Annotated in this window: 19 protein-coding genes; 2 read left to right on the top strand and 17 right to left on the bottom strand. The window is 68.6% G+C overall.

The features are described 5' to 3' along the window. Nucleotides 1-6: 6 nt before the first annotated feature. The 14 genes from tssC to ACTOWL_RS18195 all read right to left on the bottom strand — a co-directional run bounded on the left by tssC (nt 7) and on the right by ACTOWL_RS18195 (nt 18,027). Entirely contained in the window at nt 7-1,497 is a 1,491-nt protein-coding gene (gene tssC / locus ACTOWL_RS18260; protein WP_441322689.1) for a type VI secretion system contractile sheath large subunit, read from the bottom strand. Between the two features lie 30 nt (nt 1,498-1,527). Next, entirely contained in the window at nt 1,528-2,022 is a 495-nt protein-coding gene (tssB, locus tag ACTOWL_RS18255) for a type VI secretion system contractile sheath small subunit (RefSeq protein WP_441322688.1), read from the bottom strand. A gap of 21 nt (nt 2,023-2,043) precedes the next feature. After that, entirely contained in the window at nt 2,044-3,633 is a 1,590-nt protein-coding gene (tssA, locus tag ACTOWL_RS18250; RefSeq protein ID WP_441322687.1) for a type VI secretion system protein TssA, read from the bottom strand. Next, on the bottom strand, nt 3,621-4,508 hold the full coding sequence (locus ACTOWL_RS18245) for a serine/threonine-protein kinase (RefSeq protein WP_441322686.1): 888 nt from the start codon (nt 4,506-4,508) through the stop codon (nt 3,621-3,623). Before ACTOWL_RS18245 ends, tssA begins: the two co-directional genes overlap by 13 nt. Then, complete coding sequence (tssM, locus tag ACTOWL_RS18240) at nt 4,492-8,115, bottom strand: type VI secretion system membrane subunit TssM (RefSeq protein ID WP_441322685.1); 3,624 nt, start codon at nt 8,113-8,115, stop codon at nt 4,492-4,494. Before tssM ends, ACTOWL_RS18245 begins: the two co-directional genes overlap by 17 nt. Next, entirely contained in the window at nt 8,112-8,951 is an 840-nt protein-coding gene (gene icmH / locus ACTOWL_RS18235; RefSeq protein WP_441322684.1) for a type IVB secretion system protein IcmH/DotU, read from the bottom strand. The genes tssM and icmH overlap by 4 nt, the downstream gene beginning before the upstream one ends. Before the next feature lies 1 nt (nt 8,952). Beyond that, the gene (gene tssK / locus ACTOWL_RS18230) at nt 8,953-10,275 is read right to left on the bottom strand and encodes a type VI secretion system baseplate subunit TssK (protein ID WP_441322683.1); all 1,323 of its coding nucleotides are present in this window, start codon (nt 10,273-10,275) and stop codon (nt 8,953-8,955) included. A 12-nt stretch (nt 10,276-10,287) separates the two neighbouring features. After that, nucleotides 10,288-10,767, bottom strand: coding sequence for a type VI secretion system lipoprotein TssJ (tssJ, locus tag ACTOWL_RS18225; protein ID WP_441322682.1), 480 nt, complete (start codon nt 10,765-10,767; stop codon nt 10,288-10,290). After that, nucleotides 10,767-12,158 (bottom strand): type VI secretion system-associated FHA domain protein, encoded by a 1,392-nt coding sequence (locus ACTOWL_RS18220; RefSeq protein ID WP_441322681.1) that lies wholly within the window; start codon nt 12,156-12,158, stop codon nt 10,767-10,769. Before ACTOWL_RS18220 ends, tssJ begins: the two co-directional genes overlap by 1 nt. Before the next feature lie 409 nt (nt 12,159-12,567). Then, on the bottom strand, nt 12,568-13,476 hold the full coding sequence (locus ACTOWL_RS18215) for a hypothetical protein (protein ID WP_441322680.1): 909 nt from the start codon (nt 13,474-13,476) through the stop codon (nt 12,568-12,570). After that, nucleotides 13,473-14,081, bottom strand: a complete 609-nt coding sequence (locus tag ACTOWL_RS18210) for an ABC transporter ATP-binding protein (RefSeq protein ID WP_441322679.1) — start codon at nt 14,079-14,081, stop codon at nt 13,473-13,475. Before ACTOWL_RS18210 ends, ACTOWL_RS18215 begins: the two co-directional genes overlap by 4 nt. A gap of 63 nt (nt 14,082-14,144) precedes the next feature. Next, nucleotides 14,145-15,371, bottom strand: a complete 1,227-nt coding sequence (locus ACTOWL_RS18205; RefSeq protein WP_441322678.1) for an ABC transporter permease — start codon at nt 15,369-15,371, stop codon at nt 14,145-14,147. 35 nt (nt 15,372-15,406) lie between these two features. Then, a complete protein-coding gene (locus ACTOWL_RS18200) occupies nt 15,407-17,245 on the bottom strand; it encodes a hypothetical protein (RefSeq protein WP_441322677.1) in 1,839 nt (612 codons plus the stop codon). A 53-nt stretch (nt 17,246-17,298) separates the two neighbouring features. Then, entirely contained in the window at nt 17,299-18,027 is a 729-nt protein-coding gene (locus ACTOWL_RS18195) for a hypothetical protein (protein ID WP_441322676.1), read from the bottom strand. A 325-nt stretch (nt 18,028-18,352) separates the two neighbouring features. Between ACTOWL_RS18195 and ACTOWL_RS18190 the strand changes: the two genes are divergently transcribed. Continuing rightward, nucleotides 18,353-18,805, top strand: coding sequence for a hypothetical protein (locus ACTOWL_RS18190; RefSeq protein ID WP_441322675.1), 453 nt, complete (start codon nt 18,353-18,355; stop codon nt 18,803-18,805). Between the two features lie 27 nt (nt 18,806-18,832). On the opposite strand, the gene ACTOWL_RS18185 is transcribed toward ACTOWL_RS18190, so the two are convergent. Both ACTOWL_RS18185 and ACTOWL_RS18180 read right to left on the bottom strand, forming a co-directional pair. Beyond that, nucleotides 18,833-19,849 (bottom strand): helix-turn-helix domain-containing protein, encoded by a 1,017-nt coding sequence (locus ACTOWL_RS18185; protein ID WP_441322674.1) that lies wholly within the window; start codon nt 19,847-19,849, stop codon nt 18,833-18,835. 359 nt (nt 19,850-20,208) lie between these two features. Next, nucleotides 20,209-21,216, bottom strand: coding sequence for a helix-turn-helix domain-containing protein (locus ACTOWL_RS18180; protein WP_441322673.1), 1,008 nt, complete (start codon nt 21,214-21,216; stop codon nt 20,209-20,211). Between the two features lie 429 nt (nt 21,217-21,645). Here ACTOWL_RS18180 and ACTOWL_RS18175 point away from each other — a divergent pair, with 429 nt between their 5' ends. After that, nucleotides 21,646-22,983: a spinster family MFS transporter gene (locus tag ACTOWL_RS18175; RefSeq protein WP_441322672.1), complete on the top strand. Its 1,338-nt coding sequence runs from the start codon at nt 21,646-21,648 to the stop codon at nt 22,981-22,983. A gap of 51 nt (nt 22,984-23,034) precedes the next feature. On the opposite strand, the gene ACTOWL_RS18170 is transcribed toward ACTOWL_RS18175, so the two are convergent. Next, nucleotides 23,035-23,913 carry a polysaccharide deacetylase family protein gene (locus ACTOWL_RS18170; protein ID WP_441322671.1) on the bottom strand — a complete coding sequence of 293 codons (879 nt, stop codon included), beginning with the start codon at nt 23,911-23,913 and terminating at the stop codon, nt 23,035-23,037. Nucleotides 23,914-23,981 lie beyond the last annotated feature (68 nt).

The raw sequence follows: 23,981 nt of genomic DNA, 5'->3' as shown, positions 1-23,981 counted from the left end.
TGCCCATCAGGACTTGTCCAGCTTGCCGGTCAGGGACAGGGTGAAATCCGCCCCCATGTACTTGAAGTGCGGCTGGACCAGCATCGCGACCCGGTACCAGCCGGGCTCGCCCTCGACATCCGAGACCGTGATCGAGGCCTTGCGCAGCGGCCGCCGGCTCCGCACCTCCGCCGACGGATTCTCCTGGTCCGACACATATTGGCGCAGCCAGTTGCCGAGCTCGGTCTGCAGATCGGTGGCGGACTTCCAGCTGCCGATGTTCTCGCGCTGCAGCACCTTGATGTAATGCGCCAGGCGGTTGATGACGAACATGTAGGGCAGCTGCGTCCCGAGCTTGTAGTTCAGCTCGGCCTGCTTCCCCTCCTGGTTGTTGCCGAAGAATTTCGGCTTCTGCGCCGAGTTCGCCGAGAAGAACGCCGCGTTGTCGCTGCCCTTGCGCATGGTCAGGGCGATGAAGCCCTGCTCGGCGAGCTCGTATTCGCGGCGATCGGAGATCAGCGTCTCGGTCGGGATCTTGGTTTCGGTCTGCCCCATCGCCTCGAAATTATAGGTCGGCAGATCCTCGACCGCGCCGCCGCTCTGCGGCCCGATGATGTTCGGCGTCCAGCGGTATTCGGCGAAGCTGTGGTTGAGATTGGCCGCGAAGGCGAAGGCGGCCTTGCCCCACAGGTAGTTGCCGGTCTCGCCGCCGGGGCTCTCCTCGAAGTTGAAGGTCTTCACCGGCACCGTCGACTGGCCGTAGGGCAGCCGCAGCAGGAAGCGCGGCAGGGTGAGCCCGACCGACCGGCTGTCCTCGCTCTCGCGGAAGGACCGCCACTTGGCGTATTTCGGCCCCTCGAAGATCGCCTCGAGATCCTTCAGGTTGGGCAGGCTCTCGAACTTGTCGACGCCGAAGAACTCCGGCGCGGCCGAGCCGATCAGCGGCGCGTGCGCCATGGCGCCGACCGCGGCGCCGAACTGCATCAGCTTGACGTCCTGCGCGCCCGGTCCGAACTGATAGTCGGTGATCACCGCCGCGAAGGGCTTGCCGCCGAACTGGCCGAATTCGTCGACATAGACGTGCTTGTAGAGGCCGGACTTCACGACCTCCGGCGCATCCTCGAAATCGGCCAGCAGATCGCCCTTCGAGACATTGAGCATCTCGATCCGGATGTTCTGGCGGAAATCCGTGCGGTCGACCAGGAACTTCAGGCTTCGCCAGCCGGATTCCAGCGTCTGGAAGCTCTCGTGATGCAGGATCTCGTTGAGCTGGGCGCTCATCGTCTGGTCGATCGCCACGATCAGGCGGTCGACGGCGCCGGTGTGGATGCGCTCTCCCGCATTGGCCGGCTTGACCAGCTCCGCCAGGAAGGCGGCGACGCCGCGGCGGGCATCCTCGTAGCCTTCGTCCGACGGTGTCAGCTTGGTCTCGGCCAGCACCTGGTCGAGCAGCGAATCCGTCACGGTCTGTGTGGCGCCCGCGTCGGGGGCGGCAGCGCCCTGGGTCGGATCGGACATTGTCTTATCCCTTTCTGAAAACGGCCGGCCTCACGCCTTGGGCGCGGCCTCGATTTCGGCCATCACCTGCTGGCGCAGGCTCTCATCCGCGAGGATGCGTTCGATGGTCTTGCGGAAGTTCGGAAGGTTGCCGAGCGGCCCTTTCAGCGAGACCAGGGCGGTCCGCAGTTCGAGCAGCTTCTGCATCTCCGGAACCTGTGCGGCGACCGCCTCGGGCTCGAGGTCCTTGAGCGTGCCGACGCGCAGGCTGAGCGCCAGATCGCCGGCGTCGGCATCCGGGTCCAGCCGGTTCTTGACCTTGAGGTCGAGGGTCAGGTTCTGGCTGCGCATGACATCGTTGAAGTTGTCCTTGTTGATGTCGGCGCGCTTGCGCTCGCCCAGCGGCGTCTCGTCCGCGCGCTGGGTGAAATCACCGATGACGAGCAGCTTGTGCGGGAGCTCGACCTCCTCGCGCGCATCGCCGGTCGCCGGCTTGTAGCGGATGTTGACCCGTTCCTTGGGGGCTACGGATGCTTCCTTGGCCATGTCGTCCTCCTTCGTTCACTCTCAGTTGCGTTGCCGTTTCGCCGTGCGCTGCGCCGCCATCGGGTCCGCCCGGGCGAGACGGGCGAACGCGGCCTGGGCGATGCCGGATCGCTCCGCCTCCGCCAGGGTTTTGGACAGTTCGGGGGCCGCCACGCAGCGGATGAGGGAGGTGGCGACCTCGGCCGCGGCGGCCGGCTCCCACGCCTCGAGCCCCTGTCGTTCGACCAGATCGTCGAGCTGGCGCAGGATCGGCAGGGCGACCGGAGCCGCCCCGGTCTCCAGGCACAGCCGGGCCAGGCCGAGCCGCCAGAAGAATCGCGCCCGGCCGTCCGGCGCCGCGGAACCGGCGTCGGCGAGGCCGGCGAGCGCCTCCTCCCCCTGCCCCGCCAGCGCCTTGCCGCGCGCCTCGACGAAGGCGGCGGTCCAGGGCGCGGCCTCGGCCCCGCCGCCATCGGCGCCGGCCGCGGCGGGCCGGATGGTTTCGAGCCAGCCGCGCGTTGCCGCGTCGGCGAAAGGCGTGCCGTCGGAAAAAGACAGGTCGGCCAGGCCCGGCAGGCGATCCAGCAGATCGATGACGCCGCGCGCCACCGCCCGGGCGCAGCCGGCATGGGCCGGCCCCATCTCGGCCAGGGCCGTCGCGGACAGGCGCTGCCCGTCCAGCCAGAACAGGCCGGAGCCCGAGCAGAACTTCTCCAGGGCCAGCACCAGTTCCGGACGGTTGCCGGCGCCGGCGAGCGCATCGAATTCGCTTCGCCGCATATCCGGCGGCGCGAGCAGCTCGGTCCGGCCGTCCCGAGCCGGCGGCAGCTCGGTCACGGCGAGCCAGGTCACGGCCCGCAGAAGCTGGTAAGCGCGCGGCTCGGCCGGGTGGGCCTCGAGCAGCTGCAGCGCCGTCGTCCGGATCCCGTCCCGCAAAGCGGACAGCACCCCCTCCGGGTCGCCGCCGGCGGCAGCCAGATCCGGCAGCACCGGACCTGATACTGGCCCCGGCGCCGGGGCCGCCGCGGTGGCGGCCGGGGCGGTGGCCGCCTGTTCCGCCCGCCGCTGGCGCTCCTCCGCCAGGCGGCGCTGGTCCGCGGCCAGGCTGCGCAGCGGGCGCAGCAGGTCGAGCAGCGCGGCGCCGGCGTCCGGCAGATGCTCGCCGAGGAAGCGGTCCAGCGCGTCGAGCTCCTCGAACGCCGCGATGACGGCGTCTCCCTGATCGGCAGAGACCTCGGCCGGCATCGCCCCCGCGGCCCGTCCGGCCAGCCATTCCAGGGCGCCGATGCGGGCCCGGGGGCGGGCCGGGAACAGGCCGTCCCAGAACTGCTCGACGGTGTCGCGCAGCACGGCCAGCCCGACCGCCAGCCCCTTCAGCCCCTCGGTCTCCTGCAACGCGAACACGAACCAGGTCAGGACGCCGAGATCCTTGGATCGGGTCGTGAGGATGGCCTGCGCCTGCCGCAGCACCTCCGGCCACTGGACCTCGGCGGGGCCGAGCCGTTCCAGCTTGCGGATCTCGGCGTCGAGCGCCTCATACTCCGCCTCGTAGCGGAATGCCTCCGGATTCGGCGCGTCCGGCGGCAGCGCCGCCGTCATGGCGGCAATCCTGGCGTCCTCTAGCCGCGCCATGACGAGAACCTCCGCAGCAGTCGGACGATCGGGAAATCGGCGAGCAGGGCGACGGCGAGGCCGCACGGATCGTCCGGCCGGGCGGTCCGATCGGCGGCGAGCGCGTCCTTCAACCAGGACCAGCCGGACCGCCCGACCCCCGCGGGCCGGATCGGGATCTCGCCCGGCAATGGCGGCCGGCCGGCGAAGGGGGGCTGGCCCGCCATCAGCTCATAGGCCACGACCGCCAGGCCATAGGTGTCGTCGGCCGGCATCGGCGGCTCGCCGCGCATCAGTTGCGGCGAGGCATAGGCCGGGGTGACGATGCGGTCCGGCGCGGCCCCCGACCCGCCGCTCGGCACCCAGCCGGTGGGACGGGCCGTGCCGAAGTCGATCAGCCGGGCGACGCCATCGTCGCCGCACAGCAGGTTGCCGGGCTTCACGTCGGCATGGACGAAGCCTCGGTGATGCATGAAGGCCAAGGCCTCCGCCGCGCCCCCGAGCAGATGGCCGATCCCGATGGGGGAGATCGGTCGCCGCGACCGGCGGGACCCATGGTCGAGACCGCGTCCCGGAATCATCTCCATCACCAGGAACGGGAGACCCTCCACCGACCCCGAATCCTCCAGGCGCGGGATGTATCGGTGCCGGAGCGCCAGCAGCGTCTCGCCTTCGATCTTCAACGCGTTCCGCTCGGCCCGGTCATCGACGAGTTCCGGACGCAGGACCTTGATCGCGAGCCGCGGCACCGCCTCCGCCCGCAGTTCGAGCCGCCGATCGTCCGCCGCATACACGATGGCCGTCCGGCCGTGGCCGACGATCCGCAGCAGCCGGTACCGCCCTTGCAGCACGGCCCCGGGTGCGAAGGGCAATGTCTGGCTAGAGCCGCGGGACACAGCGAAATCCTTCGAAATCCCGGTTGGAGAACGGATTGGCGACGCTGCCGGCGCGCAGCGTGTAGCTGACCTTGGTGTCGTTGATCTGGAAGGTCAGCTTCAGGCGGTCGCCACCGCCGGTCGCCGCCGGCTGCGCGGTCCGCAGCAGGCGGAACAGTGCCCATGGCCCGGATGCCTGGGTCCCCGGCGTCTGGCCGTCGGTCATCGACAGGGTCAGGGAGGCGCCGTCGGAGCCGTCCGCGGACGGCCACTGGAACGCACCTTGCCTGGGCGGCTCGTGGCGGTAGGTCAGCGATGTCGGCCCGACGGTGAGGGCCGCCGACAACACGCGCGGATCGAGATAGCTTGGCGTCAGGGTGAAGGCCACCGAGAGGTTGCCGTTCGTGTCGAAGAACAGGTCGCGGATGCGCCGCGCCCGATTGATCTGGGACAGCGCGTCCCGCGACAGGTCGAGCGTCAGCCCGCCCTGGGACGTCAGGGTCAGGGTGCCGTCCCGTCCCGGGGTGGTGAAGGCCGCGAGGTTGTCCGCGACGAAGGTGTCCATGATGCCGCGCGGGGCAAAGACATCGGCGAAATCGCGGAGGCCCACATCCAGCGTCGTCGGATCACCCGGATCGGCGAACGGGAAGCGCCGCGAGATCGACTGCTCGCAGACCGGCGCGACCGATTTCGACCAGACCGCCTGGATGCGGCTGCGCGTCAACTGCAGCAGCACGTCCCAGATGTTCTGGTACAGGCTGCGGATGATGCCGTCGACCGGTCGCGGCAGGGACACGGCCTGCACCCGCAGACCGATCAGCGGGTCGCCCCCCTGGCCGGAGATGACCTTTGCCGCCACCTGCTGGGCGGCCGCATCGGGATCCTGCGCCGACGCGATGCCCGACATGACGCCGTAGGCCGCGGTCAGGCTGTCCTGAATGCGCAGGACCGGCGCCCGGCCGTCGCGGCTGGCGATCAGCCCCTGCAGGGTCGCGAAGGGGGTGCGGATCGCGTCGCCCGGCCATGCCTGGGTGCCGAGCGGATTGCCGGCCGGCTGTGAACCGACGCTTGCCAGAACGGTCTGCGCCGCGCCGGCTGCCGCCGGCCCGGCCGCCGGCACGGCCCCTTCGACCGCATTCGTCACCTGGCCCAGGATCGACGCTTCCGGCGCCGGTGCCGGCACCGGAAGGTCGGTGTGGGTCGTCACCAGCTGGATGAACTGCACCAGCGGCGAATCCGGTCCGGCCAGGGTCTGCAGGCCGCTCACGATGCTGGGCAGGTCGGGCAGCTCACGCAGGGCCATCTGCCCGACGATCGACTGCCAGGCCTTCACGTAGTCGCGGACATAGGCATCGGTCACCCGCGCGAGGATCTCGGCGCGCTCCGCCGCATCCCCGCCGTCGGTGTGCCCCAGCACCCAATCGGTCTCACCGGCGTTCCGCACCAGTCGCGGCGCCTGCGGCACGAAGATCTTGTAGAAGCCGTCGCGCGTGTAGAAGCCCGGCACCGACACGGGAAGGCCGGCCTGGGATCGCAGCATCAGCAGCTGCGAGCCGGCAGGGCCGAGCGCCTCGACCACATCGATCGGACTGGCATCGCTGCTGTTCAGGGCGAGGTTGCGGAGCTGGGCGTAGATCCGATCGGCATCGGGGCGCTGCCGCAGCAAGGAGCGCGCATTGCTGATCAGGGCCTGGTCCAGGCTGACCGGCACCGGCATCAGGTCGAGCAGGCTGGTGAAGTGGTCGAGCGCCGCCTCCCTGCGCTCCGGATCCAGGCCGTAGGCCGCATTGATGACCCCTGCGCCCCAGGCCGAGACATCCTGCCTGGCGTAGTGTTCCGGCTCGCCCATCATGAGATAGACGGCCAGCAGCGACCGGATGGTGCCGGCATCCGAGCCCGCGGAGACGGCCTGGCGAAGCTGGCCGCTGAGCTGGGCGAGGACCGCCGGCAGGTACTGGCTGGTGAGAATCCGCGAATAGGCGCTGCGGGCCGCATCCCGCGTGCCGGCGATGATGCCCAGGGGGCTGAAGCCGACGAATCTCTCGATCGCGACGCCGCTGGGATTCAGCATGGACACTTGTCGGGCTTCGTCCAGAAGTGGCTGCTGACCCGCCATCCCGCTCGAAGGCGCTAGGCTCCGCTCGAGCGCCAGCTCCCTTGCCGCGCCCTGGAGGAAGAGCTCGAGACGAGCCCGGTGGGCGGCGCTTTCGGTGAACCAGAGAAGGCAGGATGCGACGAGCCCGGTCAGGCAGGCGATATAGCCGGCGGCATGCATCATCGCCATCCGCCGCTCGACCTTCGGGTTGCGGTCGGCAAGACCCGCCTCGGGGAAGATGCAGTCGCGGAACAGGCCGGTGACGAAATAGCTTCGATCGGATTCGCCGCTGCCGGCCTGGCGGCGGCCTTCCGCCGGTTGGAGGCTCAGCCCCATCGGCCGGGAGAAGCGGCTGCCCCAACCATCCACCAACCGGCTGTCGGCGGGTTCGGGCCCGCCGGAGGCCGTGAAGAAGACGCCCCGAAGCATGGGTGAGCGGTCGCGCCGGCCCGAGCGCACGAGTTCGACGGTGAAGGCAACCGCCGCCGCTGCCGCCGCCGAAAGCTGTTCCGGCAGCCCGACGATCAACGCCCGCCGGGCCGGATCACGCTCGGTCGCCGCGACGAACGGCACCAGCCGCGAGACCGCGTTCAGGCTGGCCGACAGCTCGCGCAGGAGCAGGGTTCCGACATCCGCGGCGGGGGCCCGATCGCGGTCGACGGGCAGCAGGGTTCCGACCGCGCGGGCCCGCTGGGTCTCGTCCAGCGACCAGAACGTCTCCTCGAATCCGGGGAGATGGTCGCATTTGCTGACGACGACATAGATCGGCAGCCGGGCGGAGAAGGCCCGCATCGCGTCCTGCAGCCTGGCGCGCAGATTGGCCGCCAGCCGCGCGCCGCGGCCGGTCAGCAGCGTATCGACGTCGACCACGACCACGATCGCATCCAGCGGCCGGCGCGGCCTGTGCTTGGACAGGAAGGCCAGCAGGCCATTCCAGGTCGCCGCCCCCGCCTCCTGCGCCTCCGACTGCTGGTCGTCGCTGCCCGCAGTGGTGATCAGCAGCCCGTCCTCGGCGAACCACCATCGGGTCCGGCGGCCGCTGACCTGCATGTTGAGGCCGCCGGTTCCGAGGCGATCCTCGATCGGCATGCGCAGACCGGATCGCGCCACCAGCGACGACTTTCCGGCCGATTGCGGGCCGATCAGCAGGTAGAACGGCAACGCGTAGAGGAAATCCTGGGCCAGGCCTCCGCCGATCTTCTCGGACCGCAGCAGCTCGAAGGTCCTGTCGAACTGCTCCTGCATCTCCGTCTGTTCGGCCAGGTTCGTGCCGTCCGGGGAGGCCGCCTGGTCCCGTTTCAGGGAATCCAGCATCCGGGCGTTGTTGCGCCGCCGGCGCCAGAACGAGATCGCCTCGATCGCAAGCCAGATCGAAATGACGGCCGCGATCGCCAGCAGACGCGCGCCGACGCCGGCCAGGACGGCGCCAAGCAGCTGCGCCCCGAAGAACCAGATCAGCAGGCAGGCCGCGACGATGCCGACGAGGACCCCCAACCGACGCATCGACAGCATCGATCGCATGAGCGACATCATGGCGAGGCCGCTCCCGGCGATGGCGAGGCGACCGCGTCGAACTGCTGCGCGACGGCGTCCGCGCTGTGCTTCAGCTCATAGTCGAGCCAGGCGAACACCACCGCGGACAGCAGCACGCACAGCAGCGCGACCGACCAGACCGGAACGTAGCGCAGCAGCCGGCGGGCGCGGGTGACCGGCTGCCTGGCTGGTTCCGGGAAGGCCGGCTTCTGGCCATAATGCGGCCGCAGGGTCTCGAACAGCCGCTCGCGCAGGGCGTCGACGCTGGCGGTGCCGTCCCGTTCGAGCCGGAACTTGCCCTGGAAGCCCAGCACCAGGACCATGTGGAAGAGCTGCAGCAGGCCGTCGGTGCGGTTCGGCGCCGCCAAGGCGCGCTCGATGAAGGTGAAGACCTTCTCGCCGCCCCAGGTCTCGCCGTGGAAGATGCTGAGCAGGCTGCGCAGGGCCCAGCCGGACTCCGCGCCCCAGCCGGTGGTGACGACGGCTTCGTCGATCGCGGTGCACAGCGTGTACCGTGCGATGGCGATCTGCCGGGCATCGAGGCCCGCCGACAGCGCGGCCTGCTCGAAGGCCCTGATCTGCTCGGCAGCCGCCTCCTTCAGCCGCTCCGGCCGCTCCGCCACGGCCCCTGCGGCAAGCCGCCAGAGCATGGCCAGCAGCGGCCAGGCATGGACCAGGAAGGGTCCTGCGCCGGCGGGTGGCGGGGGGGATGCCTCGGCCGCGCGCTCGCCGCCGCCGCCGGCCGCGACCGGTGGCAGGCGGCGCGTGGATCCCGCTTCCGCCGCCCCGCCGCCGCGGTCGTCGAACAGGGGAAATGTCCGCGCCGTGTCTGCCATCTCAGCCCAGCCGTATCGCCCAGAACTCGAGCACGAGCCCTGGGAATTCACTGCCGATATGCAGGACGAAGGCCGGCGACTGCTGGAGCTGGCGCCACAGGTCCGAGGTCCGGTCCAGTTCGAAATAGACGGAGCCCGAACGATAGGGGATTTCGCGGGGCGCGACCGGCATCGGCCGCAGCGCTATGCCCGGCAGCTGCAGATTGACGAGGTCGCGGATGGCCTCGGCCGGACCGATCTTCGCCTGCGCCGGCAGGCTGCTGCGCAGCTGCTCCGGATCCACCGAAGCGGACACGACCAGCACGAAGGTCGCACCGGACAGCAGCGGGCGGTCGGTGATCGGCGACACCCACACGCCCTGCCCGCGGGGCTGCAGCGGCAGCGAGATCGCGGTGTCGGTGGACAGCTGGCTGATCAGGTCGCGGATCACCTCGGCGAGGGCGGCGAGGCACGGGCCGGGGTCGTCGTGCCGCCAGTCCGGCAGAGGAGGCGGCCGGCGGCCGGTCCGCGAGAAGGTCGCGAGCGCGCCGGCCAGGCGCAGCGCCTCGTGATACAGCGCATGCGGGCCCAGCTCCACCGAGCGGGCGAGCGAGGCGAAGACCGGCTCATGGCCGTTGATCAGCTGCAGGAGCGTGAAGTCGACCATGGTCGCGACCCCGAATCCGGCCCGGGCCGGATCGACGCGCCGCGAGAGGCTGTTGCCGTGGCCGGACAGCATGCCTTCGATCTCGCGGGCGAAGGCGACGAAACGGGGATGCGCCCCGAGCCTGAGGGAAGGCGGCACGAAGCTGGCATCGATCAACACCCGGCCCGCCGGATCCACCCGATCGATCCGCAGCAGCGGCAGGCACACCAGCTCGTCTTCCGGGTCGCCGTCCAGGATCAGCCGCAGGGTCGGAACGCCGATGGCGATCTGGGCGGGCTGGCTCTCCCCCGTCGTGTTGCGCACCGGCTGCTGCTTCAGCCGGAACCGCGAAGCGGCCGTGCCGACCTCCAGCTCGTCCGCGGCGCGGGCGGGGATCGCCAGCTTGACCACGCGGTTGGCGGTTTCGGCAGGGATCGTGATCGGGGCCGGCCTGTCGTCCTTGGCCGGGATGTCGATCGGCACGCCGTCCGGCAGGATGGCGCGGCAGCTCTCGATCCCGATCTTGCCGAGCGGCAGGAGGGAGCCGTCGAGTTCGAGCGCGGCAACCCCCCAGGAGAAGGGGCTGACACCGCCGATCCGGTCCTCGATCATGGCCTCCAGCCAGCGCTGCAGCTGCTGCAGGTGCTGAGGCCGGACGAGCTGGCCTTCGAACCAGAGGGGTCTTGCGCGGAGTGACACGGGCGTTGCGCCTCAGAAAAGACCGAAGAAGAAGCCGCCCGACGGCCCCTTGGCGACCGTCAGGGACGATGGCGCCAGGTTGACCTGGATCGGGTTGTCGTCTTCCGCTTCGACCGGGAGCGTGCCGCGCCACTGCGTTCCCTGTGGCGTGCGGAACCCCGCGACGACGCCGACGAAGCCGGTCCCGGCTTCCGCGGTCCGGTCCACGGTGACCGTCTGTCCCGGGAGCACCTCGACCTCTTTGCGGCCGAGCAGATCCGCCCCCAGCGTCGTCGTGTCGTTGTAGAAGAGACCGTCGAAGGTCGCCGCGTTGAAGGCATCGGCGGATTTCAGCTCGTAGATCCTGACCACGGTCGGCGACGGCTGGTTCTCGGAATTCGGATTGAGCTGTTCGGAAGCGGCCAGGGTCAGGGCCACCTGGGTCGGCGACGACCCGCATCCCGCCATCGTCGCCCCGACCGCGACGGCGATGCAGAGGCCGACGGCGCGCATCACAGCTCCTCCCCGTCGACGCCGCGGTAGGTCGGGCGATGCGAAGTGCCGCGCAGGCGCTCGGCAAGCTCTCTCTGGAACACGGCCTCCGCGAGATCGACGAGCTCGCTCTCCATGGCGCTGAACAGGTGCCAGAGCTCGGCTCGGCGAGAGCGTGGCCGGCGCGATCGCAGCGTCGCGCCGAATCGCTTTTCGATCGAACTGGCGGCAATGCTCTGCGCCATGCGGCGGATGCCGGACCGGACTGCGGCCCCGTAAGCCTGGTCGCGCTCCGCAATCCGGACGAAGACGTCGCGCACCGCGTCGTCCAGCGGCAGCATGCCATCGGGGCGGCCATTGATGTATCGGCGGAGGTTGCCGTGACCGCCGGCGAAGGGATTGCGCACAGCCCCCTCTTCACCGCTCGAGGTGCGCAGCACCGCGGCGAAGCTGTCCGATGCCTCGCGGAGCGCCGCCCCGAACTCGGCCATGACGGCCACGAGATCGTCGGGACGGAGCGACCTCGGGAGGATGCCGAGGCCGTGCCAGAATGCGGCCAGGGCTTCGATCGACAGGTCCGCCCGGCTCACCACCGCCTGCGCGGTGGGCATGTCCGGGGCAGCCAGGAGGGCCGAGTCACGTGACGGGTCCGCGGGCCATGACAAGGGCGGCATGCCCGCCGCGGGCGGGGCCTCGGCCGGGTTGGGCCGGACAGGTGCCTCGGCCCCGGGGAACGCCTCTGCCGCATGCGCATCCCGCGCATGGAAAGGGCCACCGATCGATGTCGCGTACGGGTTGTCGCCGAAGAAGCGATCGGCAGATCGATCCCCGGCGGCATTCGTCGTCGAGGTCGGCGGCACCGGCGCGCCGGTGCCGCCGATGAGATCGGAGATAAGGGCTCCAAGCGGGTCGGAGTACAGAGGCTGCATGGTCTTCGTGGCCTCCGGTTGCGGGCCGGCGCGGGAGCCGAGTCCGAGATCGGACAGAGGGTCTCCCGTCCATCGCATGGTGGTGTCGGTCCCGTGCTCGGCCGCGGCGCCCGGCGCGTCCGCCGGCAGGGGAACCGGCGCCTCGGTCGAGGACCGGCGGACCGCGACCGCAATATCGAAGAGCCCGACCCGGAGAGTGTCGCCGTCGGCCAGGCGCTGGCGCTGGCCATGTTCCATCCGCGCCATGCTGCCGTTCAGGAACGTGCCGTTCGTGCTCTGATCGGACAGCCAGAACGCACCCTTGGCGTAATCGATGCGGGCATGCCGCGATGATATGAACTGGTCCGCGTCGTCGATCGCCACCTCACATCCGCGATCGCGCCCGATCCAGCCGCCGGCGGGGCCGATCTCGAAGGTCCGCGGCCGGTCCCAGCCCGGTGTGGTGACCGTCAGGGTCAGACGATCGCCGGACGTCACGTCCATGGCGCCACACTCCCGCGGCTTCCGGCGTCGCTCCTCGGGGAGGCGGAGCCGATCCGCGGCCGGGGTTTCGAGGCCAAGAGTCCAGTCAGTATCCCACGGCCCGGTTCGATCGAAATTTCGCCCAGCGCCCGGCCGCTCCGGACCGTGATCGAATGCAGGAACAGTCGCGTCGTCGTTTCGATTTCACCGCTCAGAGCATTCACCGCCCTTGTCTCCATCGTCGTGCGGCCGGGTGCTTCGGTTTTGCCCGGGCACTCCTGCGGTTCTTCATGACGACGGCCGCAGTCGTGATGTTGTATCTGCTGGCGGCCGATCATGTTTTGCCGGGAATCTCAAACCGGTGTGCAGGTCGTCTCAATGCTTCGGCGCACGCGCCCGCCGGAGCCCATGAGCGCGCCGCAGGCAGCGGTCAGTGCGGCGGCATCGGGATGAAGACCGGCGGCGTTCCGGAGAAGTTCGACCGGCGCCGGATCGCTTCGTCGTCGGCGCCTTGCGGCTTGAGATAGACGTAGAAGCGGTTGTCGCGCTCGACGATGTCGTCCTTCGGCTCGCCGCTGCGGCTGATCAGCATGTCGTTCTCGATCCGCACATGCATGTAGCCGGGGATGAGCTCGGCCCAATCCTCGGCATCGGCCTGAAACAGCACCTGGACCTGCCGCGCGTCGTCGAGCCGAACGACGCCCCAGCCGGACCCGCTCGCGGCCTGCGCCGGGACCTCCTGCCAGGTCAGGCCCGACTGCACGAACACGCGCATCGGATTGAGCATCGCGTAAAGCGGGCCGTCCGGGTTCAGGTTCTGCATGTTGACCGTGGCGCGGTAGGATTTGCCGTCGGGCTCATAGCGGATCTCGGTGAGCTCGGCGAAAAGCCCGGCAAAGGCTGCATTCTCGAGCTCGAGCGCCGCGCGTTCGCGCAGCTCGGTGGCGTGCAGCTGGTATCGGCCGACACCGAAATCCGCCAGGAAGCCGAAACCGATCGCGACCAGCACCCAGAGCAGGATCTTGGACTCGCCCCAGCCGAGCCCGCGCCCAAGCCCCCTCCGCTTCGTCGCCGGGCCTTGCCCGCGGCGGGACGGCGTCGTCCGCCGGATGCGGTCGCGCAGGTCGCCGGCCGACACCGCCGACGGCCGGCCGCGGCGGTTCGCATCGGCATTGCCGACCAGGCCGCCGGCGCCGACCGGCGCCTCCTCCCCATCGGCCGTCTCCGTCGCGGCCAGGGTCTGCCACAGGCTGACGATCAGCTCGTCCTTCTGCGCGTCGGTGAGGCGGCCGAGATCAGGAAGTCGCGGCAGGCGCTGCTCGGCAGGGCGGCCGGTCACGGCACGAGCCTTCCGTCGGCGACCTGGACCACCTCTTCCGCCCCGGCGGCGAGCGCGAGGCTGTGCGTGACCAGCACAAGCGTGGCCCCGTGCCGGCGGGCGGCGCCGAGGAGGTGCGACATGACCTCCCGCTCCGTCTGTTCGTCGAGGTCGGAGGTCGGTTCGTCGGCCAGCAGCAGCATGGGGTCGTTGATGAGCGCCCGGGCGATCACCGCGCGGCGCTGCTCGCCGGCCGATATCTCGGATGGGTAGGCGTCGGCATGATCGGCCAGGCCGACGGCGTCCAGCAGCTCGGCGGCACGGCCATGGGGGTCGACGGCCGTGGACCGGCGGGCGAGCAAGGCGGGCAGCGCGACGTTGTCGATCAGGCGCAGCGTCGGCAGCAGGCTGGCGAACTGGAAGACATATCCGATCCGCTGGCTGCGGAAGTGTGCCAATGCGTCGTCGCGGAGCGACCAGATGTCGGTGCCGTCGATCCGGATGCCGCCGGCGGTCGGACGGCTCAGCCCGCCGATCATCGCCAGCAGCGATGATTTGCCGGAGCCCGACCGGCCGATCACCGCCGCATACCGTCCGGCGGCGATGTCGAGATCGATGCCGCGCACCGCTTCGACCGGCCCCCGCTCGGAGCGATAGGTCTTCCCGACGGCCCGGCAGCTCAGCATCGCTCAGCCCTCGCCGCGGATCAGCTCATAGGCATCATGCCGGCTGGCACGCCATGCGGGGGCCAGCGCGCCGATCCCCCCGATGACGGCCGCGGCGGCGATGCAGCCGATCGCGATCGCGACCGTCGTCGCGGTGTCGAGCCACAGGAAGGGGATGCCGATCTCCCTGAGGGAATAGACCAGGGAGCGTTCGAAGGCGCGCAGCAGCAGCACCCCCATCGCCACGCCGATGGCGCTGCCCGCGGCGGTCGCGACCATCGCCTCGATCAGCATCATGCCGACGATCTGCCCCCGCCGCGCCCCGATCGCCTTGAGGAGGCCGAGCTCGCGGCGCCGCTCGGCGACGATCGCGGAGAACAGCACGCTGACCATGATCGCCGTGCTGGCGAACATGATCGCGACCAAAGCGAGGGTGCCGCCGAACAGGGAGGTCAGGCCCTGCCGGATTCCCGTCAGCATGGCGTCGCCGACCACCACCTTGATGCCCGGGAGCCGCGACAGCAGCGCGAAGCGGATCTGAAGCTCCGTCGCGCCGGGCGCGAGCTCGACCAGAAAGCCCGAAACCTTTCCGGGATCGAGCACCGGCGGCACCGCGCCGGTGCTCGCGCGGATGGCGGGGGCGAGCGCGAGCAGGCTCGACGACGGCATGAAGATGCCCCGCTCATGGGTGCCGACGCCGGTGCGCGCGAGCTTCGCCCAGACGCGGAAGGGCTCGCCGAACAGCACCACCTCGGAGCCGAGGGGCAGGTCCCGCGCCGCGCCGAAGATCACGTCGCCCGGCTGCATCGGACGGCCGAGACGATCGGAGATCCACGGCTGGACGGTGAAGTCGCGGTCGGGATCGAAGCCGATCAGGTCGACGCTGTCGTCATGGCCGGTGAGGCCGGATCGGTCGGTGCGGAATATCCGCTGCGGCGCAATGCGGGCGATGCCGGCGAGGTTCGAACGGTCGAGCAGGCCGGCATCGAGCGTCAGGTCGGTCGGCTCGACCGTCAGCAGGGCGGCCGTGATGTTGGCGAGCGTGCCCTCCTGGACCACCATGAGGTCGGCGCCGAGCCGGCTGAACCCGATGGCGGTGCTGGTGCCGATGCTGCGCATCAGCACCGCGCCGGTGAACACGATCGCACTGCTGATCGCGACCGCCGCCAGGAGCAGGGCCGTGCGTGTCTTGCGCCGGCCGAGATTCTGCAGGGCGAGGCCGACGAGAAGATGGCTCGGTCGGACCGGCATGGCGCATCAGGTCCGCTTCGATCGGGGACGGCCCGTCACAGCGTGCATGACCGGGTGTGCTTCATGTGCGCGAGCTCCGTCGGGATGATCACGCAATCGTGATGCCCGCCGGTGCTCGGCAGGATGCCGATCAGGGAATCGGTGGCCGTGTCGATCACGGCGATGCCGCTCGACAGCCGCTGGAAGCCGCTGAACGGCACCAGGACGTATTTGCCGTCATAGGTCAGGGCCGGGGTCTGCAGATCGGGTCCGATGCCCTGGATCTCCTTCAGGATCGTCCAGGTCTCGGTGTCGACCACCATGACGCCGCTCGCGGCCGGGGCCGGGTGCAGCACCGACAGGTACAGCTTCTTGGAATCGAGCGAGAACACCATGTGGAAGGGATTCGGATACTTGCCCTTCCACAGCGGATCCTCGACATGCGCGATCTTCTTCCATTGGCGCGGATCGGGGTCGGCGCAGGAGAACACCGAGCAGTTGTTCTCCCTGAGGTTGTTCATCATGCACAGGAAGCGCCCGTCGGGCGAGAATCCGATCTCGTGGCCGGGCGAATGGATCTTGTCGAACGTCACCTCCCAGTGGTCGTCGTCACGCTTCACCATCGGGTACTGGTCCTGGGAATCCTTGTTGAACTGCAGGAAGGCGATCGGCTCGAAGCCGTTCTCGGCGTCGAGGATGGCGATGCCGCCGCAGAGGCGGACGACCGTCGCCGCCCAGCGGCCGCTCGGATGCCAGATCGTGCCGTCGGCGCCGGTCAGGCCCAGCGCATCGTCGCCGGGCAGCGTTCCCTCCTCGACGAAGAGCTCGCCCATCGGCACCATCTCCCATTCGATCTTCTGGCCCTTGGTGCCGAGATAGTCGTATTTGCCGGTGCCTTGGTCCGGATAGATCTTCGAGATCTTGAGGATGCCGCCATCCTGCCAGGCGCGCGACAGCATCGTCGAGTTCGGGATCCAGTCGAATTTCAGGGCCGCCTTGACCCGCGAGGTGTTGCGGTCGAAGCAGGCGGCGATGTCCTTCTGCCCGTCGGTGACGAAATAGGACTGGGCGTCCTTCGGATTGACGGTGACGTGGACCCCCAGCCCGAGGCCGGTCGCCTCCGACACGTTCTCCATGAGCTGCATCTGCGCGCCGTCGTAGCGGACGCGGTAGATGTTGAAGCCCGGCGCCGGCTCGGTGATGTTGGTCGGAATGCCGTAGATCAGGCAGTTCTTCCCGCCCTGGGTGCTGTTGACGAATTCGAAGCCGTTGTAGGGATCGGCGCTGGGGAAGGCGCAGAGATGGTGGGAGATCGGGTTGTAGTCGCCGTAGTTCCAATACCAGATCGAGGCCAGCACCCGGTTGCTGTTCAGATCGAGAGCATAGGTGCCGCCGCCCAGCTTGGTCGGCAGCAGGGCGATCCATTTGCCCAGGCTGCTGCCGCGGATGTCGGCCCTGGAATCGATCAGCTCGCGGACGATCGGCTGGCTCTGCGCGTCGGCGGCGGCTGCGTTGGCCTGGCCCCCGGCCGGACCAGCGGCGGCGCCGTTTCCTCCGGCCTGCATGGCGGCGTAGCCGAGCGCCGCCGCCTCGCCGGCGATCGCGGTCCCGATGGCGACCTTCAGCATGCTGCGGCGGCCGACCTGCGGCGCCGGCTCGGCCGGCGCGGCTGCGGCCTCGGCCCGGGCCGCCAGGGCGCGGGCCTGCTTCTGGCGCAGATAGTCCTGGAAGACCTCGTGGTCGGATCTGGCGACGTCGGCGCGGCGGTCGATGAACGCGTCGATCTGCGATCGCGTCTCGGCGATCGGGGGCCTGGTCGCGTCCGCTTCTGGCGGGGACGACAGGCCGACCTTGTCGGTGTCCGGCGCGGATTTGGGTGTCTCGAACTCGTCCATCTTCCCCTCGCTTCGCATTTACGTGCCGCGGCCATGCAGGGACCGCGGCGCCTTCAATCGGTCTGGGCCCGATCCATCGGAGACCTCGTCGCTTCCGCCCGGCCGGCACCCCGCCTGGGCCCGCCGACCTTGCGCCCGGCCTCGGCCAGCAGGACGTCCTTGGCCAGGTTGATCTTGGCGGCGAGATAGTTGGAGCCGCCGCGGTCGGGATGCACCAGTTGCACCAGACGGCGATGGGCGGCGCGGATCGAGGCCGCTTTCGCGCCCGGCTCGAGCCCGAGAATCGCGCAGGCCTCCTCGACATCCATCATCGCGGCCGACGGCGTCGGAGGGGCCGGCCTGGCCTGCCGCCGGCGGTCGTCGACCCGGGCGCCGCGCCCCGCACCGCCGGCATGGGCCAGATAGTCCTCCAGCACGATCGTGGCGCGGCGCACGAGCTCCGGATCCGGCGGCGGGCCGAGTTCGCCCATCATCGGCCGGCCGGGAGGCTGGGCCGGGTCGCCTTCCAGCCACATCGGCCGGAACACCGCACGCGGGAGAATCGAGCGCCAGCCGAAGACGCTCGGCACGATCAGCATGCCGGCGCCGAACAGCATCGCCAGCACCCATTCCTGATAGACCAGCGACACCGCCAGCCCGGGGACCGAGGCGACGACGAACAGGAACAGCAGCCATCGGCCGACCCGGATCAACGACCGCGGGTCGGCATGGGTCCAGTTGTCGGCGAGCGTGAGCACGGATACGACAACGGACACGCCGATCGCGATCGAACTCAGGATCATCGCGACATCCATGTCCAACGGTCCTTGTCGGGGCGGGGCCGGACGCGTCGTGAAATCGGAGTTCCCAAGTGCCTCTCCTCGTGTCCCAAGACCCAGTTCTTCACGACAGAGCGACGTCTCTTATAGGAGTCGGGGCAGGGCCGGACTTTGCTTGGAATCTCAAAGTCATTGATAGGGCGTCTCAGCTTTCGGGCCGGCCCTTGAAGTGCGGCTGCCCTTCAATTTATTGATGAGTCGCACCGCATCGGCGAAAGGGCCAAGCGGTCTTCCGGGCGCAGAAAAGGCAATTTATGTGTCGGATCGGATGGAACGACGGAGCCTCCCGATGAGGATCAATGTCCGATTGGCCGCCGCCCTCGCCCTTGCCGCCGCCGGGCTGGCGGCAGGCCTCGCGACAGGCGGCGACGCCTCCGGCGGATTCGGCACCGCCCGCCCGCCGGCCACGGCGTCGAGCGACGGAGCCGCCCCGGAAGCCCTCTCGGACCGGCTGGCGGAGATCCGGCGATCACTCGCCATCCGCCCGGACCAGGAGGCCGCCTGGCAGGACTACGCCGACGCCATGCGCTATCTCGACCAGGCGACGCAAGACTTCGAGCAGCGGCAGGCGGAAGGCGGCGCGCAGGACGATCGGATGGAGCGCAGCCGCCACGCGCTGCTTCTCGGCGCCGCGATCGGCGATCTCCAGAAAAACCTGTCGCCGGACCAGTTCGCCCGGGCCCGCCGCCTGACGGAGGATCTGGCGAGTTCGGTCACATGCGTGGGGCTGAGGGGTATCTAGCGGACCCGACCGGCGGCCTTCGGCCCCTCAGGCGATCCGCCGCGCATCGGCCCGGGCGACGCGCCAGTCCCCCGGCGGCACGCCGAACTGCCGCTTGAACGCCTTGCCGAAGGCCGACAGGTCGGTATAGCCGCAGTCGAATGCGATCATGGCGATCGGCTCGTTCGACAAGGTCTCGAGCAGCTGGCTGGCGCGACGCAGCCGGGCCTCCCGCAGGCAGTCGCCCACCGTTTGATCCCTTTGGGCGAAGATCCGGTACAGGCGGGCGCGAGAGCAGCCCACACCCGCGGCAATCCTATCGGCGGTCAGATCGTAGTGCCCCAGATTCGCCTCGATGTACCGCCGGGTCGCGGTGAACACGGCGTCATCGAGCGCTTCACCGTCAGCGACGCCCCGGGGATTCAGCCGCGACAGAAGCGTCAATGCCATGTCGCTCGCAGCCCGCATTGCGGCCATGCTTTCGGCCGGGGGGAGATGCTCGCCATGCGAGGCCATCGTGTTGAGATGAGCTTGCAGGATCGGCGAGAGCCCATGGTTCGGGAGAAACCGCATGGCCTGTCCGCGCGGCACTGCATCGCCGCCCATGGCCGCGGTCACGACCGAGCGGGGCAGCGCGAGATAGCTGAGGTCGTGACTCGTCGCAGACGAGACGGACGAGATGGCGGGTCGATCGCTATCAAACAGCATGAGACCACTTCGCGCATCCAAGATCGCGGTGTCGTCGTTTCCATGCCTGTAGTGGAGAACGCCCTGATGCACGGTAACCAGCGTTATGATGTCGGAGCCTCGCTTGCCGAACGTGCAGATCATCGGATTGGCATGGAGATTTGTGAATGCAATGCCGTTGTGGTCAGCGGCCCTGAGCATCTTGCCTCGAAAATCATTCGCCCATTCCGAACGATCTCGATCGACAAGTACGGCCATGAACTGGGTTCTCCAGTAGTCGAACCGCTCCTTCGCTGGGATGGAGAGGATGTCAAGGCTGCTGAAAGGATGAGGGCGCACCGTCGGCCGATGAGAATCTTGTTGAACCTTCCTGTCCATGGATGTTGGCCTTCGTTGTCTTCTTCGCCCAAACGTCATTTTTTCTTGCAATAAAAATTTCTATTTCTGCTCGCACCTCGTGTTGTAACGATCAAAGAAAGACTGCCAAAGGATGTGACAAGTTCCGCCAGTTGAGCCGCGCTGCCGCAAGATGACAATCGGCCGTTCGGCCGGCCATTGCGACACCTCGGACAGCACAAAGAGGGCTGGATATCCGAGTAGGATAATTTACCATATTATTCATCATTTCATTAGACAAGATGTGCCTCTGGCGCCGGGCCGCATCCAGCCCAGCGCGAAACGAGCGGGGATTGTGCGATGCCCAACTCGGCTTGATCGGATCTGCTGCCTCCGGCCCCTCAGGCGATCAGCCGCGCATCGGCCCTGGCGACGCGCCAGTCCCCCGGCGGCACGCCGAACTGCCGCTTGAACGCCTTGCCGAAGGCCGACAGGTCGGTGTAGCCGCAGTCGAACGCGATCAAGGCGATCGATTCCGTTGGCAAGGTCTCGAGCAGCCTGCTGGCGCGACGCAGCCGGGCCTCCCGCAGGCAATCACCCACCGTCTGATTCCGTTGGGCGAAGATCCGGTACAGGCGGGCGCGAGAGCAGCCCACACCCGCGGCAATCCTCTCGGCGGTCAGATCATGGTGCCCCAGATTCGCCTCGATATACCGCCGGGTCGCGGTGAACATCGCGTCATCGAGCCCTTCACCATCAGCGATGCCCCGAGGATGAAGCCGCGACAGAAGCGTCAAGGCCATGTCGCACGCCGCCTGTACGGCGGCCACGCTTTCGGCCGGCGCAAGATGCTCGCCATGCGAGGCCATCGCGTCGAGCTGGGCACGCAGGATCGGGGCGAGGCCCTGGTTCGGGAGCAGCCGCATCGCCTTGCCGCGCGGCGTCGGGTCGGCCCCCATGGCCGCGGTCACCACCGCGCGAGGCAGCGCCAGATAGGTGAGGTCGTACCGTGTCGAACTGGTGATGGCGGGGCGATCGCAATCAAACAGGATGAGGCCGCTTCCAGCATCCATGGTCGCCGTGTCGTCGTTTCCCTGCCTGACGCCGAGTGTGCCTCGACGCACCGTGCCCAGCAGGATGAGCCCCGAGTCCCGCTTGCCGAACGTACAGATCAGCGGATCGGCCCGAAGGTTGGCGAATGTAATTCCATTGTAGTCGGTGGAACTGATCATCTCGCCTTGAAAATCACTCGCCCATTCCGACCGGTCGCGATCGATAATCGAGCCCAGGAAAAGATGCCGCCAATAGTCGAACCGATCCTTTTGGGGGATCGCTGACGTTGCCAGATTGTTGAAGGGATGCGGACGAACGGCCGGTCGATGGGGTTCGCGCTGCGAGTTCCGATCCATGATCGTTGACGTTTGCTGTCTTTGTTAAGCAGACATCGGCTGGTCGCCAGAAACAGGGCCAGATTCTCGGTCACTCACAGACGACAGCAGAGAGCGCGCAGCAAAAGGCATGGCAGGCTCCTGGTCGGCTCCGCGCCTCGGACCCGACGCCTCCAGCAGCCGGCGAAGCCCGGCTGCTACAGGAAGATGATCCGCCGTCCGGTCCTGTCGCGATGCCGGGCCGTGTTGGTGTTATCGTCCGACAACCTACGATATTATGTGTCGTTTGTTCGGGCAAGGCGCATGTCTGAGCGTCGGCATCGGCATCCCGGTTCAGGCCTTGCTCGATGCTCGCGATCACCACGTCCATCCTTGCAGATGTGAACGGACGGAATTCAGACCTAGGCGACTCCTGCCGCAAGCCGGAGGCGTCGACGATGCGAGGCCCCGATGCAAGACCAGATGGTCGCGAACGCTTGGCGTGTGCTGGCGCTGCTCTTCCTGGCGAATCTCCTCAATTTCTTCGATCGCGTCCTTCCGGTGATCGTGTCCGAGCCGATCAGGCACGAATGGGGATTGAGCGATACCCAGCTCGGCTTGATCGGGACGGCTTTCACCGTCGTCTACGCGATTGCCGGAGTGCCGCTCGGCCGTTGGGCCGACAGCGGCTCCCGCAAGGCGATCATGGGGCACGGGCTCGTTCTCTGGAGCCTTTTGACAGGAGCGACCGGCCTTGCCTGGAACTACACGTCGTTTTTGTTGGTTCGCCTGGGCGTCGGCATCGGAGAGGCCTGCTATACGCCGGCGGCGACATCCCTGATCGGGGATCTGTTTCCGTCCGACAAACGGTCCCGCGCGATCGGGATCTTCATGCTCGGGTTGCCCATCGGCCTGGCCCTGGCGCTCTTCTCGACCGGGGCGATGGTGCAGGCCTTCGGGTCCTGGCGCGCTCCCTTCTTCATCGCCGTGGTGCCCGGACTCGCCGTGGCCGCCCTGATCTTCTGCATCAAGGAGCCGCACCGCGGCGCGGCCGAATCGTGGCGGCCGCAAGGCGATCCGGGCCACCGCCCCATCCGCAGGATCCTCCGCATCCGCACGATGTGGTGGATCATCCTCGCCGGGGTCGCGGCCAATTTTTCGGCCGCCGCCGCGAACAGCTTTCTGGTCCCGATGCTTCAGCGCTATTTCGGATTGCCCTTGGGAGACGCGGCCATGGCGACCGGCGTGATGGTCGGGTTGACCGGCCTGGTGGGATTGACCGCCGGCGGGTGGGCTGCCGACAAGATCCATCAGCGCGCGCCGAGCGGACGGCTGGTCGCCGGCGTCGTCAGCCTCTCCCTCGGCGCGGCCGCGACCTGGTGCGCCCTGGCCCTGGGCCCGACGGAGGTTGGAATGTTCACGGCGATCTTCAGCATCGGCTGGCTGCTGCAATACGGTTTCTTCGTCTCGGCCTACCCGGCGATCCACGATGTCGTGGAGCCACGGCTCCGCGGCACCGCGATGGCGCTGTATTTTGCGGTGAACTATCTGCTGGGTGGAGCGGCGGGGCCGTTCGTCACCGGCTATGTCTCGGATCGTTACGCCGAAGCTGCGATGGCATCGGCGAAGGCGCAGACGATGACGGAGCAATTCAAAGGGATCGGTCTGCACGACGCCATGTATCTGGTCCCCGCGTCGCTGCTTCTCTCGGCCCTTGCGCTGCTGCTCGCGGCATGGAGCTTCCGGGCGGACGCGGCGACGATGATGCAGTCTGCAGGTGCTCCGCCAGCAGCGCCTGATCCGATCTGACATATCCCGGCGTCAGCCTTCGAACGTCAGCAAAGGCGACAAACCTGCCGCTCATATCCCTCCGTAGTTCGTCCGGTACCAGTCGGCGATCTCGCTGCCGGTGGCGAGCCAGACCTCGTCATGCGCGGCGATATGGGCGAGCGCTGCGGAAAAATGCCGGGCCCGGTGCGGGTGGCCGATCAGGAACGGGTGCAGGGCGATGCCCATCACCCGGCCGGTCGCGGCGCCGTCCTCGTACAGGACGTCGAACTGGTCGCGGATCGTCTGTGCGAACTGCTCGCCGGTCTGGCCCTGGAACAGGAAGGCGTTGAAGTCGTTGATCTCGATCGAATAGGGCAGCGACAGCATCGCGCCGGACGTCACCCGCATCGGATAGGGCTGCTCGTCATTGACCCAGTTGGCGACGTAGTCGATGCCGGCCTCGGCCAACAGGTCGAGCGTGCGGTGCGATTCCGTCAGCGCCGGGCTGAGCCAGCCGCGCGGCCGCCGGCCGGTGGCCTGCTCGATGGTCTCGACCACGCTGCGGACGATCCGCCGCTCCTCCGCCTCCGGCTGGGCGTGGATCAGGGTCGAGTTGGTCTCGCCATGGCCCATCCATTCCCAGCCCAGCGCCTGCCCGGCCTCGATGATGCGGGGGTAGTGCCGAGCGACATCGGAGTTGAGCGCCACCGTGCCCTTGACGCCGTGCTTCTCCATCACCTCCATCAGCCGCCAGATGCCGACCCGGACGCCGTAGTCGCGCCAGGAGTGGTTGAGCACGTCGGGGACCAGGTTGGCGGTGTGCGGGTTGATCGAGCTCGACGGCCGGTCGAACAGGAAATGCTCGATGTTCGGGGTGACCCACACCGCCACGCGGGCGCCGTTCAGCCAGCGCAAGGGCGGACGGTCGACGATGGCGGAATACGGGAACCGATCGTGCTGCTGCGGCATGTCTGCCTCCTTGTGTCCGTCACTGCCGACAAGGTAAGACCGCCGTGTATTCCGGAGAATTAAGCTAT

This window comes from Inquilinus sp. CA228 (assembly GCF_052078665.1).
Classification (GTDB): Bacteria; Pseudomonadota; Alphaproteobacteria; order DSM-16000; family Inquilinaceae; genus Inquilinus.
This window is presented reverse-complemented; position numbering and strand designations above follow the sequence as displayed.

Excerpts from the sequence above, each read along its gene's own strand:
- tssC (WP_441322689.1), bottom strand. The coding sequence starts at position 1,497 with ATGTCCGATCCGACCCAGGGCGCTGCCGCCCCCGACGCGGGCGCCACA.
- tssB (WP_441322688.1), bottom strand. The coding sequence starts at position 2,022 with ATGGCCAAGGAAGCATCCGTAGCCCCCAAGGAACGGGTCAACATCCGC.
- tssA (WP_441322687.1), bottom strand. The coding sequence starts at position 3,633 with ATGGCGCGGCTAGAGGACGCCAGGATTGCCGCCATGACGGCGGCGCTG.
- tssM (WP_441322685.1), bottom strand. The coding sequence starts at position 8,115 with ATGATGTCGCTCATGCGATCGATGCTGTCGATGCGTCGGTTGGGGGTC.
- icmH (WP_441322684.1), bottom strand. The coding sequence starts at position 8,951 with ATGGCAGACACGGCGCGGACATTTCCCCTGTTCGACGACCGCGGCGGC.
- tssJ (WP_441322682.1), bottom strand. The coding sequence starts at position 10,767 with ATGCGCGCCGTCGGCCTCTGCATCGCCGTCGCGGTCGGGGCGACGATG.
- ACTOWL_RS18220 (WP_441322681.1), bottom strand. The coding sequence starts at position 12,158 with ATGGACGTGACGTCCGGCGATCGTCTGACCCTGACGGTCACCACACCG.
- ACTOWL_RS18205 (WP_441322678.1), bottom strand. The coding sequence starts at position 15,371 with ATGCCGGTCCGACCGAGCCATCTTCTCGTCGGCCTCGCCCTGCAGAAT.
- ACTOWL_RS18200 (WP_441322677.1), bottom strand. The coding sequence starts at position 17,245 with ATGGACGAGTTCGAGACACCCAAATCCGCGCCGGACACCGACAAGGTC.
- ACTOWL_RS18195 (WP_441322676.1), bottom strand. The coding sequence starts at position 18,027 with ATGATCCTGAGTTCGATCGCGATCGGCGTGTCCGTTGTCGTATCCGTG.
- ACTOWL_RS18190 (WP_441322675.1), top strand. The coding sequence starts at position 18,353 with ATGAGGATCAATGTCCGATTGGCCGCCGCCCTCGCCCTTGCCGCCGCC.
- ACTOWL_RS18185 (WP_441322674.1), bottom strand. The coding sequence starts at position 19,849 with ATGGACAGGAAGGTTCAACAAGATTCTCATCGGCCGACGGTGCGCCCT.
- ACTOWL_RS18180 (WP_441322673.1), bottom strand. The coding sequence starts at position 21,216 with ATGGATCGGAACTCGCAGCGCGAACCCCATCGACCGGCCGTTCGTCCG.
- ACTOWL_RS18175 (WP_441322672.1), top strand. The coding sequence starts at position 21,646 with ATGCAAGACCAGATGGTCGCGAACGCTTGGCGTGTGCTGGCGCTGCTC.
- ACTOWL_RS18170 (WP_441322671.1), bottom strand. The coding sequence starts at position 23,913 with ATGCCGCAGCAGCACGATCGGTTCCCGTATTCCGCCATCGTCGACCGT.